Origin of the sequence: Acidipropionibacterium timonense, from assembly GCF_900605005.1 — a bacterium.
Classification (GTDB): Bacteria; Actinomycetota; Actinomycetes; order Propionibacteriales; family Propionibacteriaceae; genus Cutibacterium; species Cutibacterium timonense.
Genome location: NZ_LR027558.1, coordinates 261,894 through 278,559 on the forward strand (window position 1 = coordinate 261,894; position 16,666 = coordinate 278,559).

General features: G+C 70.3%; 18 protein-coding genes and 1 pseudogene. 12 read left to right on the forward strand and 7 right to left on the reverse strand.

Translation table 11 applies throughout. From position 1 onward, the window contains the following. Positions 1-10: 10 nt before the first annotated feature. The 3 genes from E0E30_RS01250 to cysS form a co-directional block, all read right to left on the reverse strand. Entirely contained in the window at positions 11-199 is a 189-nt protein-coding gene (locus tag E0E30_RS01250) for a hypothetical protein (protein ID WP_130864742.1), read from the reverse strand. Between the two features lie 146 nt (positions 200-345). Then, positions 346-1,299 carry a 23S rRNA (guanosine(2251)-2'-O)-methyltransferase RlmB gene (gene rlmB, locus E0E30_RS01255; protein WP_130864743.1) on the reverse strand — a complete coding sequence of 318 codons (954 nt, stop codon included), beginning with the start codon at positions 1,297-1,299 and terminating at the stop codon, positions 346-348. Between the two features lie 26 nt (positions 1,300-1,325). Beyond that, a complete protein-coding gene (gene cysS / locus E0E30_RS01260; protein WP_130864744.1) occupies positions 1,326-2,792 on the reverse strand; it encodes a cysteine--tRNA ligase in 1,467 nt (488 codons plus the stop codon). A 68-nt stretch (positions 2,793-2,860) separates the two neighbouring features. On the opposite strand from cysS, the pseudogene E0E30_RS01265 reads away from it, so the two are divergent. Further along, a pseudogene (locus E0E30_RS01265) lies at positions 2,861-3,070 on the forward strand (hypothetical protein); the annotation flags it as partial. A 22-nt stretch (positions 3,071-3,092) separates the two neighbouring features. On the opposite strand, the gene E0E30_RS01270 reads toward E0E30_RS01265, so the two are convergent. Beyond that, positions 3,093-4,490: a DUF4032 domain-containing protein gene (locus E0E30_RS01270; RefSeq protein WP_130864746.1), complete on the reverse strand. Its 1,398-nt coding sequence runs from the start codon at positions 4,488-4,490 to the stop codon at positions 3,093-3,095. A gap of 55 nt (positions 4,491-4,545) precedes the next feature. Continuing rightward, positions 4,546-5,700, reverse strand: a complete 1,155-nt coding sequence (locus tag E0E30_RS01275) for a trans-sulfuration enzyme family protein (RefSeq protein WP_130866666.1) — start codon at positions 5,698-5,700, stop codon at positions 4,546-4,548. A gap of 210 nt (positions 5,701-5,910) precedes the next feature. Between E0E30_RS01275 and E0E30_RS01280 the strand changes: the two genes are divergently transcribed. The 8 genes from E0E30_RS01280 (at position 5,911) to E0E30_RS01315 (ending at position 9,810) form a co-directional block, all read left to right on the forward strand. Then, positions 5,911-6,399: an Asp23/Gls24 family envelope stress response protein gene (locus tag E0E30_RS01280; protein ID WP_130864747.1), complete on the forward strand. Its 489-nt coding sequence runs from the start codon at positions 5,911-5,913 to the stop codon at positions 6,397-6,399. A 5-nt stretch (positions 6,400-6,404) separates the two neighbouring features. Then, positions 6,405-6,593, forward strand: coding sequence for a DUF2273 domain-containing protein (locus tag E0E30_RS01285; RefSeq protein ID WP_130864748.1), 189 nt, complete (start codon positions 6,405-6,407; stop codon positions 6,591-6,593). Next, positions 6,590-7,015, forward strand: coding sequence for an Asp23/Gls24 family envelope stress response protein (locus E0E30_RS01290; RefSeq protein ID WP_130864749.1), 426 nt, complete (start codon positions 6,590-6,592; stop codon positions 7,013-7,015). The genes E0E30_RS01285 and E0E30_RS01290 overlap by 4 nt, the downstream gene beginning before the upstream one ends. Next, a complete protein-coding gene (locus E0E30_RS01295; RefSeq protein ID WP_130864750.1) occupies positions 7,012-7,569 on the forward strand; it encodes a DUF6286 domain-containing protein in 558 nt (185 codons plus the stop codon). Before E0E30_RS01290 ends, E0E30_RS01295 begins: the two co-directional genes overlap by 4 nt. Beyond that, positions 7,566-8,306 carry an alkaline shock response membrane anchor protein AmaP gene (amaP, locus tag E0E30_RS01300; RefSeq protein ID WP_130864751.1) on the forward strand — a complete coding sequence of 247 codons (741 nt, stop codon included), beginning with the start codon at positions 7,566-7,568 and terminating at the stop codon, positions 8,304-8,306. Before E0E30_RS01295 ends, amaP begins: the two co-directional genes overlap by 4 nt. A gap of 85 nt (positions 8,307-8,391) precedes the next feature. After that, positions 8,392-8,982, forward strand: a complete 591-nt coding sequence (locus E0E30_RS01305; protein WP_130864752.1) for an RNA polymerase sigma factor — start codon at positions 8,392-8,394, stop codon at positions 8,980-8,982. Beyond that, positions 8,973-9,494, forward strand: coding sequence for an Asp23/Gls24 family envelope stress response protein (locus E0E30_RS01310; protein ID WP_130864753.1), 522 nt, complete (start codon positions 8,973-8,975; stop codon positions 9,492-9,494). The genes E0E30_RS01305 and E0E30_RS01310 overlap by 10 nt, the downstream gene beginning before the upstream one ends. Next, complete coding sequence (locus E0E30_RS01315) at positions 9,487-9,810, forward strand: hypothetical protein (protein ID WP_130864754.1); 324 nt, start codon at positions 9,487-9,489, stop codon at positions 9,808-9,810. Before E0E30_RS01310 ends, E0E30_RS01315 begins: the two co-directional genes overlap by 8 nt. A gap of 52 nt (positions 9,811-9,862) precedes the next feature. Here E0E30_RS01315 and E0E30_RS01320 read toward each other — a convergent pair whose 3' ends face one another. Together E0E30_RS01320 and E0E30_RS01325 are read right to left on the reverse strand one after the other, a co-directional pair. Continuing rightward, a complete protein-coding gene (locus E0E30_RS01320; RefSeq protein WP_130864755.1) occupies positions 9,863-10,963 on the reverse strand; it encodes an ABC transporter ATP-binding protein in 1,101 nt (366 codons plus the stop codon). A 191-nt stretch (positions 10,964-11,154) separates the two neighbouring features. Next, complete coding sequence (locus tag E0E30_RS01325) at positions 11,155-12,591, reverse strand: L-serine ammonia-lyase (protein ID WP_130864756.1); 1,437 nt, start codon at positions 12,589-12,591, stop codon at positions 11,155-11,157. Between the two features lie 155 nt (positions 12,592-12,746). On the opposite strand from E0E30_RS01325, the gene tdh reads away from it, so the two are divergent. The 3 genes from tdh to E0E30_RS01340 all read left to right on the forward strand — a co-directional run bounded on the left by tdh (position 12,747) and on the right by E0E30_RS01340 (position 16,589). Continuing rightward, entirely contained in the window at positions 12,747-13,784 is a 1,038-nt protein-coding gene (gene tdh / locus E0E30_RS01330) for an L-threonine 3-dehydrogenase (RefSeq protein WP_130864757.1), read from the forward strand. Between the two features lie 47 nt (positions 13,785-13,831). Beyond that, positions 13,832-15,016 (forward strand): glycine C-acetyltransferase, encoded by a 1,185-nt coding sequence (locus E0E30_RS01335; RefSeq protein WP_130866667.1) that lies wholly within the window; start codon positions 13,832-13,834, stop codon positions 15,014-15,016. Positions 15,017-15,245: 229 nt separating this feature from the next. Next, positions 15,246-16,589, forward strand: a complete 1,344-nt coding sequence (locus E0E30_RS01340) for an ABC transporter substrate-binding protein (RefSeq protein ID WP_130864758.1) — start codon at positions 15,246-15,248, stop codon at positions 16,587-16,589. The last annotated feature ends 77 nt before the right edge of the window (positions 16,590-16,666 follow it).

The window sequence follows — 16,666 nt, forward strand, 5'->3', positions numbered from 1 at the left end:
GGTGGCCGCGTCAGGCCGCCTGTCGGGCCACCCAGCACTCGGTCGTCATGGGGATGTCGACGTCGTCGCGGTCCCGGACGGCCGGGTCGGTCTCGAGCACCTCGCGCCAGCCAGCCATCCAGCGCTCCCGGTCCGCGTGCGGCGCGACGAGCCACTGGGAGTGGGTGGTCCACAGGGCCAGGAAATCGTCCTTGGTCATGGTGCGGGTCCACGGGACGTCGGTGTGGGCGAACTCACCGCAGCCGTGTCCCGGCGCGGCCGGGGCGTTGTCCTCACCCCGGTTGAACTGTGAGCTGCGCGGAACCCCGCAGGTGCGCGGGGATGTCGCGGGCGTGGGCCGGGTTGTCAGCCTCGGACACGGCACACCTCGTAGAGGGCGATGGAGGCGGCCACCGAGGCGTTGAGCGACTCGACCTCGCTCGAGATGGGGATCGACGCCAGGGCGTCGCAGGTCTGCCGGGTGAGCCGGGCCAGGCCGTCGCCCTCGGAGCCGACGACGAGGACGAGCGGACCGTCCAGACCCGGGGTGGCGGCGATGTCGGCGTCGGCCTCCCCGGCCAGTCCGACGATGGTCCATCCGGCCCTGGCGAAGCGGCCGAGGGCCTGGTTGAGGTTGGCCGTCATGGCCACCGGGATGCGCGCGGCCGCCCCGGCGGAGGTCTTCCAGGCGGCGGCGGTCATCGAGGCCGAGCGGCGGGAGGGGATGAGCACCCCCTGGGCCCCGAAGGCTGCGGCCGACCGGATGATGGCGCCGAGGTTGCGCGGGTCGGTGACCTTGTCGAGGGCCACGACGAGGCCACCGTGCGGGGCCTCGACGCCGGCGGCGATGAGGTCGTCGGGGTCGGCGTACTCGTACTCGGGCATCCGCAGCGCCACACCCTGGTGGACGGCCCCTCCGGTGAGCCGGTCGAGCTCTCCGCGGGTGATCTGGAGCAGGGGCAGCCCGTGCTCGGCCGCGAAGGAGAGGATCTCGCGCAGTCGCGAGTCGTGCTCGGCTCCCTCGGCGACATAGGCGGTGCGCACCGGCAGGCCGGCGTGCAGGGCCTCCAGCACCGGGTTGCGGCCGATGACCCACTCGGGCCCGGCGCCCTTGCCCGTCCCCTTGGTCGCCTGGGAGGGGCGGGACGTCTGTCGCGCGGCGGCGGCCTGCTTGGCCTTGTATGCCTTGTGGTAGACGCGGTCCTCCGCCTTGGGGGTCGGGCCGCGCCCGGCCAGTCCCTTGCGGCCACGCCCGCCCGATCCGGCGGTGTTGCCCTTGCCCTTGTGTCCAGCGCCCTTGCGCTGCGAGTTGCCGGCCATGTCGTCCTTCCGTCAGCTCGGGGACCTCAGAGGGTCCATCGAGGGCCGTCGGGGGTGTCCTCGATGGACAGTCCGAGGGTGGTGAGGGTGTCGCGGATCGAGTCGGCGGTGGCCCAGTCCTTGCGGGCCCGGGCCTCGGCCCGCTGCTCGAGGATGGCCCGGACGAGTCCGTCGACGACCGGCTCGAGCCTGGCCGCCCCGCGGCCCTTGTCGGCCTCCCACTCGGGGGCGTCCGGGTCGAGCCCGAGGACCTGGAGGAAGTCGCGCACCTGGCTGGCGTGGTCGACGATCCCCTGGGCGTCACCGGCGTCGATGGCCTTGTTGCCCTCGGAGATCGCCGTGAAGAGCGTCGCGACGGCCTGGGGGGTGCCCAGGTCGTCGTCCATGGCGGTGGCGAAGCGCGTCGCCAGCTCCGGGACGCCGTAGGAGAAGTACCCGGCCGAGCCCGACTTCCCGCCGAGGGTCAGGCGTCCGTGGGCCTCGTCGGCCCGGCGCAGGAAACCGTCGATCCGCTCGATGGCCTTGTCGGCCTCGTCGAGGGAGCCCTGGGTGCCCTCGTCGGAAGGGGAGAACTCGATCTTCGACCGGTAGTGCGGGGCCAGGAGGAAGTACCTCACGGCCCGCGGGTCGTGGTTCCGCGTCACCTCGGAGACCTGGGCGGTGTTGCCCAGGGACTTGCTCATCTTCTCCCCGGCCATGGTGACCCAGGCGTTGTGCATCCAGTACCGCGCGAAGGGGCGCCCGGCCGCCGCCGACTGGGCCAGTTCGTTCTCGTGGTGGGGGAAACGCAGGTCGATGCCACCGCCGTGGATGTCGAAGGCGTCACCGAGGTACTTGCCCGCCATCGCCGAGCACTCGAGGTGCCAACCGGGACGGCCCCGACCCCACGGCGTCGGCCAGGAGGCGGTGAGCGGCTCACCCTCCTTGTGGCCCTTCCACAGGGCGAAGTCGCGGGGGTCACGCTTGCCGCGCGGGTCGGCGTCGGCGGCGGCCTCCATCTCGTCGACCTTCATGCCCGACAGCTCCCCGTAGCGGGGCCAGGAACGGACGTCGAAGTAGACGTCCCCCGAGCCGTCCGGGGCGACGTAGGCGTGGCCGCGTTCGATGAGGGTCTCGATGAGTTCGATCATCTCGGGGACGTGCCCGGTGGCGCGCGGCTCGTAGGTGGGCGGTCGGCAGCCGAGAGCCCGGTAGGCCGCGTGCAACTCGTTCTCGAAGTGATAGGCGTGGGCCCACCACGGCACCCCTCGCTCGGCGGACTTGACGAGGATCTTGTCGTCGATGTCGGTGACGTTGGCCACGACGGTGACGTCGTAACCGGAATGCTCCAGCCAGCGGCGCAGGACGTCGAAGACGACCTCCTTGCGGATGTGACCCAGGTGCGGCGAGGACTGCACGGTCATGCCGCAGTGGTAGATCGACACCTTGCCGTCGACGAGGGGGACGAAGGGCTCGACGCGTCGCGAGGCCGTGTTGTACAGCTGGAAGGTCACGGGCGACAGCCTACCGGCCGGCACCGACAGGTCGAGCCGGTGTGGATGACGGTGCATAGGATGACGACGTGGCTGAGATCAGGAAGCACAAGCCCTCCACGAGCGCCATCGCGCGGGCCATCGAGGAGGCCATGGGGCCGGTGCTCAGGCCGGTCGTCCCCGGTTCGCGTCCCGAGCCCGATGAGCCGGCCGCCTCGAGCCGGTCCGTGCAGCAGGGGCCGTCGACGGCAGCCACCTGGCAGCAGTTCGTCGTACCCCGACCGCCCGCCCGCACCGATCGGGCATCCGGGACCGAGGACCTCAGCCCCGATTCCTCGCCCGAAGGGCATTGATGTCGAATCGCTGGGCGGCGGCCAGGTCGACCTCCTCGGCCCCGTCCTCCCAGGGGTCGTAGGGCGGCGTCTCCTCGACGTCCTCGACGTAGCCCAGGGAGGGGTCGTAGGGGTTGACGAGCTGGTGAGCCGTCTCGGGACGGGAGCCGTCGAGAGGGACGACCGTCTCGGTGCTCATGGCCTCGTCGGGCAGGGTCGACAGGACGTCGCGCACATAGCCCTGGGCCGCCTCGACGTGCGGCACCTCGCGCTCCTCACGCTGGGACTCGTACCAGCGGTAGTCGAGGACCTCGTGGAACACCTGGGCCAGATCGCGCTTGCGGGACAGCTCCGGGGGGATCTGGGCGATGACCGGCTCGAAGACCTCGGTGAGCCACATGTGGGCGACGACGCCCTCGTCGACCCCCTGGAGGCCGCGTCGGGCGCGGAAGGTGTCGAGGTCGTTGAGCAGACGCCGGGCCTGGTTCTCCTCGGTGTCCAGTCCGGTGAGCCGCAGCAGCCGGCGCTGGTGGTGGCCGGCGTCGACCACCTTGGGCTGGATCCGGATGGACGAGCCGTCCGGGGAGGTCTGGATGTCGAGTTCGGCGACGTCGAACCCGAGGGCATTGAGACGGCGCACCCGTGACTCCACCTGGGACACGTCATTGCCGGCGAACTCCTGGGGTTCGGTGAGCTCGGCCCACAGTTCCCGGTAGCGCGTCTCGATGGTCGTCACGAGGTTGAGCGGGTCGAGGCTCGAGTCGAGCAGGTCGCCCTCCTCGAGGTCGAGGAACTCGCCGAAGAGGTTGGTGCGGGCGATCTGCAGGTCGTGCTCACGCTGACCGTCGGTGAGCTCGTCGTGGAGCTCCCCGGTCTCGGCGTCGACGAGATAGGCGGCGAAGGCCTCGGCGTCGCGTCGGAAGAGGACGTTCGACAGGGAGACGTCGCCCCAGAGGAAGCCCACCAGATGCAGGCGCACCAGGAGGACGACGAGGGCGTCCAGCAGCCTCATGACGGTCTCCTGGCGCACCCCGGAATGGAAGAGCGAGCGGTAGGGCAGGGAGAACTGGAGGTGTCGGGTGATGAGGATGGGGTCGAGAGGCTGGCCGGCCCCGTCGACCCGCCCGGTGACCACCCCGATGGGTTCGACCGACGGGGTGTCGAGCCGCTTGAGGTCGTGCAGCAGACGGTACTCGTGGACCGCCAGGTGCTCGATGACCTCCTTGGCGGCGTACACCGAGTCGTCCACCTTGATGAACCGCACGACGTGCCTCGAGATGCCGCGCGGGAGCGCGACGAGACGTTCGGCCGGCCAGTCGACCAGGGGAGTGCTCCACGGCAGCGGCAGCAGCCTGGCGTCGGGCTTGGCGGACAGGAAGCGGGTCACACCGCCAGTCTGCCACCACCGCTCGGAGCGGCGCCGGCAGGGGAGGTGGCGCCGATCAGGCCGCGGCGGCGCGGTCGAGGGCCTCGGTGAGGCAGGCGGCCAGGTCGTCGGCCGGTTCGATGCCCGGGCTCATCCGGATCATGGCGTCGGTGACTCCGGCGGCGTCCCGGGCAGCCTGGGTCATCGCGGCGTGGGTCATCGTCGCCGGGTGACAGACGAGGGACTCCACCCCACCCAGTGATTCGGCGAGGATGAACCCCTCGAGGCCGGTCATGAAGGCGCGGACGGCCTCGACGCCGGCCAGTTCGAAGCTCAGCAGGGAGCCGAAGTCCTCCTGCTGGCGCAGGGCCAGGTCATGGCCGGGGTGGTCAGGCAGGCCGGGCCAGTGGACGGCGCGGACGGCTCGGTGGCCGGTGAGGACCTCGACCATGGCTCGGGCGTTGTCACAGTGGGTGCGCATCCGCGCAGCCAGGGTGCGCAGGCCGCGCAGGGTGAGCCAGCAGTCGACCGGGGAGGCGGTGACCCCGGTGACATTGGCGAGGTACGCGAGGGCCTCGGCGTCCTCGGTGCCGGCGGCCACGACCGAGCCGCCGACGACGTCGGAGTGGCCGTTGAGGAATTTCGTGTCCGAGGCCACGGCCAGGTCCGCCCCGAGGCCGAGGGGGTGCTGGAGGACGGGGGAGCAGAAGGTGTTGTCGACGGCGACGACGGTGCGGCCCGGGGTGGGTGTGGACCGATGCGCGATGTCGGCGGCCGCCGCGATGTCGGTGACCCGCAGCAGCGGGTTCGACGGGGTCTCGACGAGGAGGAGGTCGGTGGGCCGGGTGAGGGCCTCACGGAGGTCGTCGAGGTCGGTCTGGTCGACCCAGTCGACGGACAGCCGTCCCCGAGTGGCCCAGGTGTCGAGGATGCGCCAGGTGCCGCCGTAGCAGTCGTGGGGGGCGACGACGTGCCCGCCGATGGGCACGAAGGTCTCGATGACCAGGCCGATCGCCGCCATCCCGGAGGCGGTGACGGTGGCCCCGGCGCCCCCCTCGAGGGTGGCCAGGGCGTCCTGGAGGAGTGCCCGGGTGGGGTTGCCGCCCCGGGAGTAGTCGAAGTTCGGACGCTGCCCGAACTCCTCATAGGCGTAGTTGGAGCTGAGGTACACCGGAGGGACGACGGCCCCGTGGGCGGTGTCGGCGGCCAGTCCGGTGGTGAGGCCCCGCATGGCCCTCGACAGCTTGGCACGGGCGCTCGCGGGTTGGGGCTGGGTCTGCTGGGACGGGTCTCGTGGGCTCATCATCGGTCCTTCCTGCTGGCCCGAACTGTAGTCGTGCGTGACGATTCGGCCCGGTCGGCATCTTCATGGGTGGAACGGGGCGCACGCCCGCATCCCGACGGCAGCATTCCGCCGGCCGCACACCGAGGAGAGTCCAGCATGACCACCGAACCCACCAGCCCGAGCACGGGCGACGTCGAGCCAGCCCTTCCGCCGTCCCCCCTGCACACCGACAGAGGAGCGACCCTCATCGCCGAGCAGGTCGTCCAGAAGATCGCCGGCATCGCCTGTCGGGAGGTGCCCGGGGTGTACGCCATGGGCTCCTCCGGTCGACGGATGCTCACCTCACTCACCGAGCGCATCCCCGGGTCGACGACGAACGTCGCCAACGGCGTCCAGGTGGAGAAGGGCGAGCGGCAGTGCGCCATCGACGTGAGCGTGGTCGTCGAGTACGGCTACTCGGTCGTCGAGGTGGCCGACAAGCTCCGTGAGACGATCATCGACGCCGTCGAGTACGGCACCGGCCTGGAGGTCGTCGAGGTCAACGTCCAGGTCACCGATGTGCGGATCGTCGGGGACGAGGACGGCGTCGACCTGCCCGATCCACCGGCCCAGACTCGCGCTCGCGCCGGGTCCGAGCTGGCGTGATGCCCATGAGTGCAGCACGTGTGGGAGCCCTCGCCGGGTTGATCCTCGGGGTGCTCGTCGTCTTCGCGGGTCCGTGGCGGGCCCTCGTCGTCGTGGCCTTCGGGCTCGTCGGCCTCATCATCGGGCGGGTCATCGACGGTCAGCTCGACCTGCGTGACATCTTCGGGCCCGGTGCGGGCCGAGGACGACGGTGACAGCGGAGGGTCTCGCCCTCGCCGGACGACGCCGATCGGTGCCGTCCCTGGTCGTCCACGACCGGGGCAAGGCCGACCGCGGGAGCCTCACGGTGACGGCCGCGGTCGTCGAGAAGGTCGCGGCCATGGTCGCCTCCGAGGTCGACGGGCTCGGCGCGCCGAGTGGTGGACTGTTGCGCCGATGGGACCGCGCCGACTACGACCGGGGGCCGGTCGTCACCGCCCGGCTCGTCGGTGACGTCGCCGACCTCACGGTGGCCGTCGCCGTGACCTTCCCGACGCCGGTTGAGCCGGCCTGCGACGAACTGCGTGAGCGGCTGGTCACCAGGGTGCCGCGGCTGTCCGGTGTCGAGCTGAGGGTCGTCGACATCGTCGTGACGACGGTGAGTAGGCACGCCGACGAGCATCGGGAACTGTCATGAGCGCCCCGCGGCGGATGTCGCCGGGGCTGGTCCGCCGGCCGGCGCGCACGGTTCCGGTGGCCCTGTTGGGTGTGGTGTTCCTCGGTGTCGGGGGCGTGGCCCTGGTGCTCGGGGCGGAGCGACTCATCGGCGGGTCGACCCCGCACTGGGCCCGCGCGGTCCGGGGAGTGCACCGGCTCGCCCCGTGGTCGAGCCGGTTCGCCCTCGTCCTGGCGATCACCCTGGTCATCGTCGGTGCCCTGTGTCTGGCGGCCGCCCTGGTGCCCGGTCGGACCGGAGCCCTTCGGCTGCGGCCGACCGACGGCGCGACGACGAGCCGGGAGGTGGCCATCCCCGACCGGGAGCTCGAGGGGTGGGTGTCGCGGTGGCTGCTCGGGGAGGACGGCGTCTCCTCGGCGCGGGCCCGCGTGCGCGGTCGGGTCCTGCTCGTCGACGTCGACACCCCGGTGGAGCCCTCGCAGGACCTGGCCGATCGGCTCACCGCCGGGGCCGGGCGACGGGTGGACGACCTCGGCCTCGCTCGGCCTCTGACGGTGAAGGTGAGGTTCCGATGAGATCACCGAGTGGTGGAGCCGACCGGGTGCGTCTGGCCGTCGTGGGACTGGTGTGCGTCCTCGCCGGGGGGTGGATCCTCGCCGTGCGCGGGTCCTGGCCCGATCGATGGGGCTGGTGGCAGCCCGACCCCACGGCTCCGATGGTCGTCGTGCCGCGGGCCTGGCAGGCCGACTGGTTGTCGTGGCTCCTCGTGGCGGTGGGGGCCGTGGCGCTCGTGATCGGTCTGGTGTGGTTGGTCCGTCAGGTGCCACCTCGCGTCCGGGTCCGGCGCTACGGGTTGAGCCACGCGGATTCCGGGTCGAGCTCGGTCGAGACGGCTGCGGTGGCCCGCGCGGTGCAGGCCGAACTCGAGGAGTTGCCCGACGTCGGATCGGCCACGGTGCGTTTTCTCGGCGATCGCACCAGACCCGAGATGCTCGTCCAGATCGACATCGCGGACCGCTCGGACGTGAGAGCCCTCCTCGAGCAGGTCGAGACCCGGGTCGTCGCGGACGTCGAGCAGTTCCTCGGCGCGCCGCTCGTCCACGTCGGCGTGCGGTTGCGCACCGGGGCGACGGTGGGCCGGCGGCCGGACCTCGTCGACGCCGTCCACGCCAGCGGCGCCTCGTCCTCGGTGCCCGACCCCACCGGGGCGAGCCTGCCCGAGTCACCGATGCCGCGCCCGACCTTCCCGCTCAAGCGGCAGACCCGTGACGGTGCGGCCCCGCGCACCCGGGACGGCCGGATCCTGCTGTGAGTCGGCCCGGGCAGGCCCCTCGTCAGTCTCGGTACGACTTGCTACCGTGGCGGACAGGACCGACATGGCCGGGAAGGAGACGGCGATGAGCGCACAACCGTGGTCGCCCGAGCCCGGCGTCGAGGTCGACGAGGAACCCGGTCTCGACGCGGTCCTCGCCGCACGCGACGGTGACGTCGAGTCCTACGCCAGGCTGGCCTGGTGGTGGGCGCCGCGACTCGAGTCCTTCTGCCGCCACCACCTGCCCTTCGACCTCGACCCGGCCGACGCCGTCCAGGACGTCCTGCTCACCGGGTGGCGCCGGCTGCCCGATCTCGACGACCCGGCCAGGTTCCGGGGCTGGATCCACGCCATCGCGCGGAACCGGTGCCTCGAACTGCTGCGGTTCCGGGGGCGTCATGCCACCGACCCGTGCGACCCCGATCTCCTCGACCGTGCCCCCGGGCAGGGGCGGGGCCCGGAACGCCGACATCTCCAGGATGCCGCCATGGTCGCGTTGCGCGGCGTCATCGACGCCCTGCCCGAGCCGCAGCGTCGCGTCTGGTGGCTCTGCGAGGTCGAGGGACTGGGCTACGCCGAGATCGCCGAGGTGGAGCAGGTGCCGGTCTCGACCGTCCGCGGGCGGCTCGCCAGAGCTCGCGCCGCGGTGGCCTCCGGGATGGCGTCATGGAGGTGACCCTGCCCTGCGGGGCCGATCCCAACGAGGTCTGGGAGGGCATCACTCGACCCCCGACCGATCGCGAGCGCGACTGCCCGTCCTGCTCCTCGGTCCGCCGGGAGGCCCGGCGTGCCTCGGCCCTGCGGATGGACGTCGTCCGCCCGGCTGCCGATCGCCCCCCGATCGACCTCGACGCCCTCGCCTCCGCCCGTCGCAGCGGCCGGCGTGACCTGTCACCGCGCCATCGGGTGCGTCGTGACCAGGACGGTGTCGTCGACGTGCGCGAGGCCGTCCTCGAGGCCATCATCGGGGCGACGCTGCGCGAGTCGGAGGACGTCGTCCTCAGGGATGTGCGGTTCTCCGTGCCGGGCTCGCCGCTGGCCGTCCGTCTGGACGTCGAGGTGGCCGGCGGGGTGCCCATCGCCGAGCGGACCGCGTGGGCGCGCCAGCGTGTCGCCGACACCTTGGAGCACCAGCTCGGCGGGCGACCCGATCGGGTCGACATCGTCGTCGGGGACGTCCATGTCTGACGAGGCGCTCGCCGGACCGGTCCTCGACGACAGCGGTGAGGAGCTGCGTCGTGTCGTCGCCGGCATCGTCACCCGGACCCCCGGGGTCGTCCGCCTGGTGCGGCCCCGGTGGCGACGGGGAACTGGTGGGGACGAGGCCGCCGTGCGAGTGTCGTCCCGGGACGGTGCCACGGGCATCGAGGTCGAGATCTGCGTCGATCTCACGGTGCCCATCGTCGTCCTCACCGAGGACCTGCGGACGCGGATCAGGGCTGCGGTCGAGGCGACCGGGCGGGCAGCCGGTCCCGTGACGGTCGTCGTCTCGCGCGCCCTCTGACAGGCACGACGCCCCCGGACCGAGGTCCGGGGGCGTCTGCTGGTCGACCGGGTCAGGAGATCCGCTCGGTGGTCTCCTGGCTGAAGACGTGCACCGCGGCGGGATCGACACCCAGACGGACGCGCTCGCCGTGCTGCGGAGGACGACGCGAGGAGATACGGGCGACGATCTGGTGCGCCTCGCCGTCCTCGATGGTGCCCTCCTCGTCGACGTGCGAGAGGGTGCCGTAGAGGTACGCGTCGGCGCCGAGCTCCTCGACGACCGCCACGTCCAGACCGATGCCCTCGGTGGCGAGGGTGAAGGCCTCCGGGCGGATGCCCAGGGTGAGCGACTTCTCGTTCGGGGCCTTGGCGAGGATCTCGCGGGCCACCGGCACGACGTAGTCGCCGATCCGCACGCCGCCGTCGACGACGTCACCCTCGATGAGGTTCATGGCCGGCGAGCCGATGAAGCCGGCGACGAAGAGGTTCTTCGGGGTGTCGTAGAGGGCCAGCGGCGAGTCGACCTGCTGGAGCACGCCGTCCTTCATGACCGCGACGCGGTCGCCCATCGTCATGGCCTCGACCTGGTCGTGGGTGACGTAGACGGTCGTGACGCCCAGACGCTGCTGGAGGGCAGCGATCTGCGTACGGGTCTGGACACGCAGCTTGGCGTCGAGGTTCGACAGCGGCTCGTCCATGAGGAACACCTGCGGGTTACGGACGATGGCGCGGCCCATGGCGACGCGCTGACGCTGACCACCCGACAGAGCCTTCGGCTTGCGGTTGAGGAAGTCCTCCAGACCGAGCAGCTTGGCGGCCTCGAGCACGCGCTGCTGGCGCTCGGCCTTGGGCACGTTCTGCATCTTGAGGGCGAAGCCCATGTTGTCCGCGACGGTCATGTGCGGGTACAGGGCGTAGTTCTGGAAGACCATGGCGATGTCGCGGTCCTTGGGGGGCAGGTCGGTGACGTCGCGGTCGCCGATCCAGATCGACCCGGAGTTGACCTCCTCGAGGCCGGCGAGCATGCGCAGGGAGGTCGACTTGCCACAGCCCGAGGGGCCGACGAGAACCATGAACTCGCCGTCGCCGATGTCGAGGTTGAGCTTGTTGACCGCAGCGCGATCAGTGCCCGGGTAGACCCGGGTCGCCTCGTTGTACTTCACGGTTGCCATGACCGTTGATCCTTTCCACGGGCAGGTACGTGCCCGACGATCCGTAGTGGAAACTGGCGACGCCGATGCGTCACCTGCTGCTCGCCCGGGACTGCTCCCGATCGATGGTGCTCAGCATAACGTGCCTTTCCACTGTGCGGCCAAGGGGGGTCGTCGAAAGTCTCGAGTCACCACACCGGGTCCACAGCGAGTCAGCACTCGACGATGTTCACCGCCAGCCCGCCGCGCGCCGTCTCCTTGTACTTGACCTTCATGTCCCGACCGGTCTCCATCATCGTCTTCATGACCTGGTCGAGGCTGACGATCTGGTTGCCGTCCCCGGTCATGGCCAGGCGCGCCGAGGTGACGGCCTTGATGGCCCCGACGGCGTTGCGCTCGATGCACGGCACCTGCACCAGGCCACCGACGGGGTCGCAGGTGAGACCGAGGTGGTGCTCCAGACCGATCTCGGCGGCGTTGCACACCTGGGCGGCACTGCCGCCCATGACCTGGGCCAGGCCGCCGGCGGCCATGGAGCAGGCCACCCCGACCTCACCCTGACAGCCGACCTCGGCCCCCGAGATCGACGCCGACTGCTGGTAGATCGCCCCGATCGCCCCGGCGGTGAGCAGGTAGTCGACGATGGCGTCATCGTCACCCCGGTCGACCCCGGGGGTTCCAGTGTCGACGTCCGGTCCGGAGGCGACGAACCTGAGGATGAAGTGGGCCACCGCGGGCACGATGCCGGCCGCTCTGTTGGTCGGGGCGGTGACGATCCGGCCGCCGGCGGCGTTCTCCTCGTTGACGGCCAGGGCCCAGACGGTGAGCCAGTCCATCGAGTCGAAGGCAGCCTGGCTCTTGCCCTGGGAGAACCGCTCCCGGGTCACGAGGTCCTGGTAGGCCCGGCGGGCACGACGCCGCACGTGCAGGCCGCCGGGCAGCACCCCCGACCGCGAGCAGCCGCGCTCGACGCACTCGTGCATGACGTCGTAGACGTGCAGGAGCATCTCGCGCACGTCCTCGCCGGGGTGCAGGGCCTCCTCGTTGGCCAGGGTGACCTCGGCGATCGTCATCCGGTTGTCGGAGCACTGGGCCAGCAGTTCCTTGCCGGTACGGAAGGGGTACGGCACGACGGTCGAGTCGGGGACGATGGCCGGGTGTCCGTCCTCGCCGTGCTCGACGACGAAACCTCCGCCGATGGAGTAGAAGGTGCGCTCCGAGACGACCTCGTCCCCGGCCCAGGCGGTGAAGGTCATGCCGTTGGGGTGGAAGGGCAGCGACTTGTTGCGGTACAGCACGAGGTCGTCGACGTCGGTGAATCCGATCTCGCGCCCGTGGCCATGGGCGGCGTCGATGACGATCCGGCCCTCCGAGCGGATCTGCGCGGCGCGTACCGGGGTCCGGTCGGTGTCGACCGTCGCCGGCTCCTCACCCTCGAGACCGAGGAGGACCGCCGACTCCGAGCCGTGCCCGTGCCCGGTCGCTCCCAGGGAGCCGAAGAGTTCGGCCCGGACGCGGGTGACCTCGGCGAACCTCGGGGAGGCCGCCAGATCCGCCGCGAAGGTGTTCGCTGCTCGCATCGGCCCGACCGTGTGCGAACTGGACGGTCCGATGCCCACCTTGAAGATGTCGAAGACGCTCACTGCCACGGTCCCAGTCTGCCGTATGTGGCCGCGTCGGTGGCCTGACGTGGTGGGCCGGCTCCCACCTGACGGCACGACGTCCTGACGTCCCCGACCGGGCCGGTACTAGCATCGACACCGCACGACGTGGTGATGGGACGACGTCCCGGAGAGGTGGACCGATGAAGGCCCTCGTCAAGACCCGACCCGAACCCGGGCTGGAGCTCATCGACATCCCCGAGCCCACGGTGGGCCCCAATGACGTCAAGATCCGCGTCATGCGCACCGGCATCTGCGGCACCGACCTGCACATCGACAAGTGGGACCCGTGGGCCGCCAAGGTCGTGCGGACCCCGCTCGTCGTCGGTCACGAGTTCTGTGGCGAGATCGTCGAGCTCGGTTCGGAGGTCGGCGACCTCGAGATCGGCCAGTTCGTCTCGGGTGAGGGACACTACGTGTGCGGACGGTGCCGTGCGTGCCTGGCCGGCAAGAGGCACCTGTGCCGCAACACCAGGGGTATCGGGTACGCCGTCGACGGCGCCTACTGCCAGTACTTCGTCATGCCGGCGTCGAACGTGTGGGTGCACCACATCAAGGGGCTCGACCCCGACGTCGCCGCGATCTTCGACCCCTTCGGGAATGCGGTCCACACCGCCCTCCAGTTCCCCTGTCTGGCCGAGGACGTCCTCGTCTCGGGGGCCGGTCCGATCGGGATCATGGCTGCCCTCGTCGCCCAGTTCCAGGGGGCACGCAATGTCGTCCTCACCGACCTGTCCGACGAGCGCCTCGAACTGGCCCACCGGCTCGGCCTCACCAACACCGTCAACGTCGGCCGCGAGCGCCTCGAGGACGTCTGGGGTCGTTTCGAGATGCACGAGGGGTTCGACATCGGACTGGAGATGTCGGGCTCCGGCAAGGCCCTGGAATCGATGATCGACAACATGACCCATGGTGGACGGATCGCCCTGCTCGGCACCCCGAGCGCCAACGTCAGCCTCGACATGTCGAAGGTCATCTTCTCGATGCTCACCCTCCAAGGGGTCACCGGTCGTCAGATCTTCGAGACCTGGTACACGATGGCCTCCCTCATCCGCTCCGGGCTCGACATCTCCGGGGTCATCACCGACCGATTCCCGGTCACCGAGTTCCGTGAGGCCTTCGACACCGCCGGCAACGGCACCGCCGGGAAGGTCGTCATGGACTGGGAGTGCCTGGCCTGACCCACCCACCCATCACCGAAGTCCGAGGAGGACGCATGTACGGATCCATGAAGGACGATCTCGAGGCCCGTCTCGACGACCTGCGGAACCAGGGCCTCTACAAGGCCGAGGCGGCGCTCACCAGCCCCCAGTCGTCGGTCATCGGCGTCGTCGACGGACGCCAGGTCATCAACCTGTGCGCCAACAACTATCTGGGCCTGGCCGACTCGCCGGTACTCATCGAGGCCGCCAAGAAGGCCCTCGACGAGTGGGGCTTCGGCATGGCCTCGGTGCGCTTCATCTGTGGCACCCAGACCCTGCACCAGAGGCTGGAACGGGCCATCACCGAGTTCCTCCACCCCGATGACCCGGACGAGTGGGACACCATCCTCTACTCCTCCTGCTTCGACGCGAACGGAGGGCTCTTCGAGGTCCTCTTCAAGGAGGAGGACGCCATCATCTCCGACGAGCTCAACCACGCCTCGATCATCGACGGCGTCCGGCTGTCGAAGGCACGTCGGTTCCGCTACCGCAACCAGGACATGGCCGACCTCGAGGCCCAGCTCCAGGCCGCGGCGGACTGCCGGTACAAGGTCATCGCGACCGACGGCGTCTTCTCCATGGACGGATTCGTCGCCCCGCTGCCGCAGATCTGCGAGCTGGCGGAGAGGTACGGCGCCATGGTCATGGTCGACGACTCCCACGCCGTCGGGTTCGTCGGTGCCCATGGCGCCGGGACGCCGGAGAAGTGGGACGTGCGTGGTCGCGTCGACCTGCTCACCGGCACACTGGGCAAGGCCCTCGGCGGGGCCTCCGGTGGCTACACCTGTGCCCACAAGGAGGTCGTCGAGTATCTGCGGCAGAACTCCCGGCCGTACCTCTTCAGCAACTCCCTGGCGCCCTCCATCGCCGGCGCGACCCTGGCCACCCTCGAGATGCTGCGCTCCTCGAGCGACCTCATCTCCAGGCTCGCCGAGAACACCGCCTACTTCCGTTCCGAGATGACTCGACGCGGGTTCGACATCCCCGAGTCCGACCATCCCATCGTGCCGGTCATGGTGGGTGACGCCGTCAAGGCCGCGAAGATGGCCGACGCCATGCTCGAGCGGGGCATCTACGTGCGGGCCTTCAGCTTCCCGGTGGTGCCGCGGGGCAGGGCGCGCATCCGCACCCAGATGTCGGCGGCCCTCACCCGCGAGCAGCTCGACCGGGCCATCGGCGCCTTCGAGGAGGTTCGCGAGCTCGTCGGCTGAGCGCAGAGGAGTGCTCAGGGGCCCCGCGGACGTCGGTCCGGGGCCCCGGCTCGTCGTGAGCGGTCCCATGAGGATGGACCCCCGGGGGCGGATCAGGCTGTCAGGGGAATGTGTTAGAGTGTGGTCACTGGTTGATGTACACGTGTACATCGCGCCGTTGCCAGACGGCACAGACCCCGGGGCGACAAGGCCCCGAGGATCCATGAAGACTCAAGGAAGAGTGGTCGACATGCCAACACGTAGGAACCGTACGGCGGCCTGTGCCGTCGGCGTCGTCGCCGGTGCGCTCATGCTGGGCGCCTGCGGAGGAGCCGGCTCGGGATCGGGTCAGGCCTCGACGTCGGGGTCGGCCGGAGCGTCGTCGGCGGCGGGCCCGGTGACGATCGAATACGTCCACCGCCTGCCCGACGGCGACGGCATGGTCAAGGTGGCCGACATCGTCAAGAAGTGGAACTCCGCCCACCCGGACATACAGGTCAGGACGACGAAGTTCGACGGCAAGGCCAGCGAGCTCATCACCAAGCTCGAGAAGGACGTCCAGGCCGGGAAGGCTCCCTGCCTGGCCCAGGTCGGCTACTCCGAGGCCCCGACGATGTTCGCCAAGGGGTTCACCGAGGACGTCACCGCCCAGGCTGCCAAGTACAAGGACCACTTCTCGGCGGGCGCCTTCGCCGCGATGACCGTCGGTGGCAAGACGATCGGCCTGCCCCAGGACACCGGCCCCATGGTCTACTACTACAACAAGGCCGAGTTCGCGAAGCTGGGCATCCAGGCCCCCAAGAACCTCGACGAGTTCAAGGCCGCCGCGAAGAAGGCCGCGGCCAAGGGCAAGTACATCTCGGCCTTCGAGCCGGACGAGGGCCTCATGTTCATGTCGGCCCAGGCCGCTGCTGCGGGTGCCAAGTGGTACAGCAACGACGGGGGCAAGTGGAAGGTCGACGCCAACTCGGCGGCCTCGAAGACGGTGGCCGATTTCTGGCAGTCGATGCTCGACGACAAGACGACGCTCGTGGCCGAGCGCTGGGGCGACGCCTTCGGCAAGGCCCTCAACGACCAGAAGCTCATCGGCACCATCGGTGCCGCGTGGGAGGCCCCGTTGCTCTCCGACACCATGAAGGGCACGAAGAATGCCGGCCAGTGGGCCGTCGCCCAGCTGCCCGACTACGGCAAGGGACAGGTCACCGGACCTGACGGTGGATCGGGTGTGGCCGTCCTCAAGGGCTGCAAGTACGCTGACCAGGCCATGCAGTTCAACGACTGGTTCAACACCCAGGTCTCCGACCTCGTCTCCCAGGGTCTCGTCGTGGCCGCCACGACCGATTCCATGAAGACCCCGGACGCCCTCAAGGCCTTCTACGGCGGCCAGGACGTCTTCGCGGAGCTGGGTCAGGCCAACAAGAACCTGTCGGCCGACTTCACCTACATCCCGTTCTTCCCGTCGATCGATGACGGAGTCGTCAAGGCCGCCGGTGCCGTCGGCGAGGGCAAGGGCAAGGTGGCCGACATCTTCGCCGCAGCCCAGGACGGCTCCATCAAGGCCCTCAAGGACGGTGGCCTGCCCGTCGAGGGCTGACCCCGTCGTCCACCCGATCCGCGAGGAAGCGATACCCGATGTCCGACCGCACCACCGCCCCGGTGACGGCTCCCGCC

Excerpts from the sequence above, each read along its gene's own strand:
- E0E30_RS01250 (WP_130864742.1), bottom strand. The coding sequence starts at position 199 with ATGACCAAGGACGATTTCCTGGCCCTGTGGACCACCCACTCCCAGTGG.
- rlmB (WP_130864743.1), bottom strand. The coding sequence starts at position 1,299 with ATGGCCGGCAACTCGCAGCGCAAGGGCGCTGGACACAAGGGCAAGGGC.
- E0E30_RS01275 (WP_130866666.1), bottom strand. The coding sequence starts at position 5,700 with ATGCGGGGCCTCACCACCGGACTGGCCGCCGACACCGCCCACGGGGCC.
- E0E30_RS01280 (WP_130864747.1), top strand. The coding sequence starts at position 5,911 with ATGACCACCGAACCCACCAGCCCGAGCACGGGCGACGTCGAGCCAGCC.
- E0E30_RS01285 (WP_130864748.1), top strand. The coding sequence starts at position 6,405 with ATGAGTGCAGCACGTGTGGGAGCCCTCGCCGGGTTGATCCTCGGGGTG.
- E0E30_RS01295 (WP_130864750.1), top strand. The coding sequence starts at position 7,012 with ATGAGCGCCCCGCGGCGGATGTCGCCGGGGCTGGTCCGCCGGCCGGCG.
- amaP (WP_130864751.1), top strand. The coding sequence starts at position 7,566 with ATGAGATCACCGAGTGGTGGAGCCGACCGGGTGCGTCTGGCCGTCGTG.
- E0E30_RS01305 (WP_130864752.1), top strand. The coding sequence starts at position 8,392 with ATGAGCGCACAACCGTGGTCGCCCGAGCCCGGCGTCGAGGTCGACGAG.
- E0E30_RS01310 (WP_130864753.1), top strand. The coding sequence starts at position 8,973 with ATGGAGGTGACCCTGCCCTGCGGGGCCGATCCCAACGAGGTCTGGGAG.
- E0E30_RS01315 (WP_130864754.1), top strand. The coding sequence starts at position 9,487 with ATGTCTGACGAGGCGCTCGCCGGACCGGTCCTCGACGACAGCGGTGAG.
- E0E30_RS01320 (WP_130864755.1), bottom strand. The coding sequence starts at position 10,963 with ATGGCAACCGTGAAGTACAACGAGGCGACCCGGGTCTACCCGGGCACT.
- tdh (WP_130864757.1), top strand. The coding sequence starts at position 12,747 with ATGAAGGCCCTCGTCAAGACCCGACCCGAACCCGGGCTGGAGCTCATC.
- E0E30_RS01335 (WP_130866667.1), top strand. The coding sequence starts at position 13,832 with ATGAAGGACGATCTCGAGGCCCGTCTCGACGACCTGCGGAACCAGGGC.
- E0E30_RS01340 (WP_130864758.1), top strand. The coding sequence starts at position 15,246 with ATGCCAACACGTAGGAACCGTACGGCGGCCTGTGCCGTCGGCGTCGTC.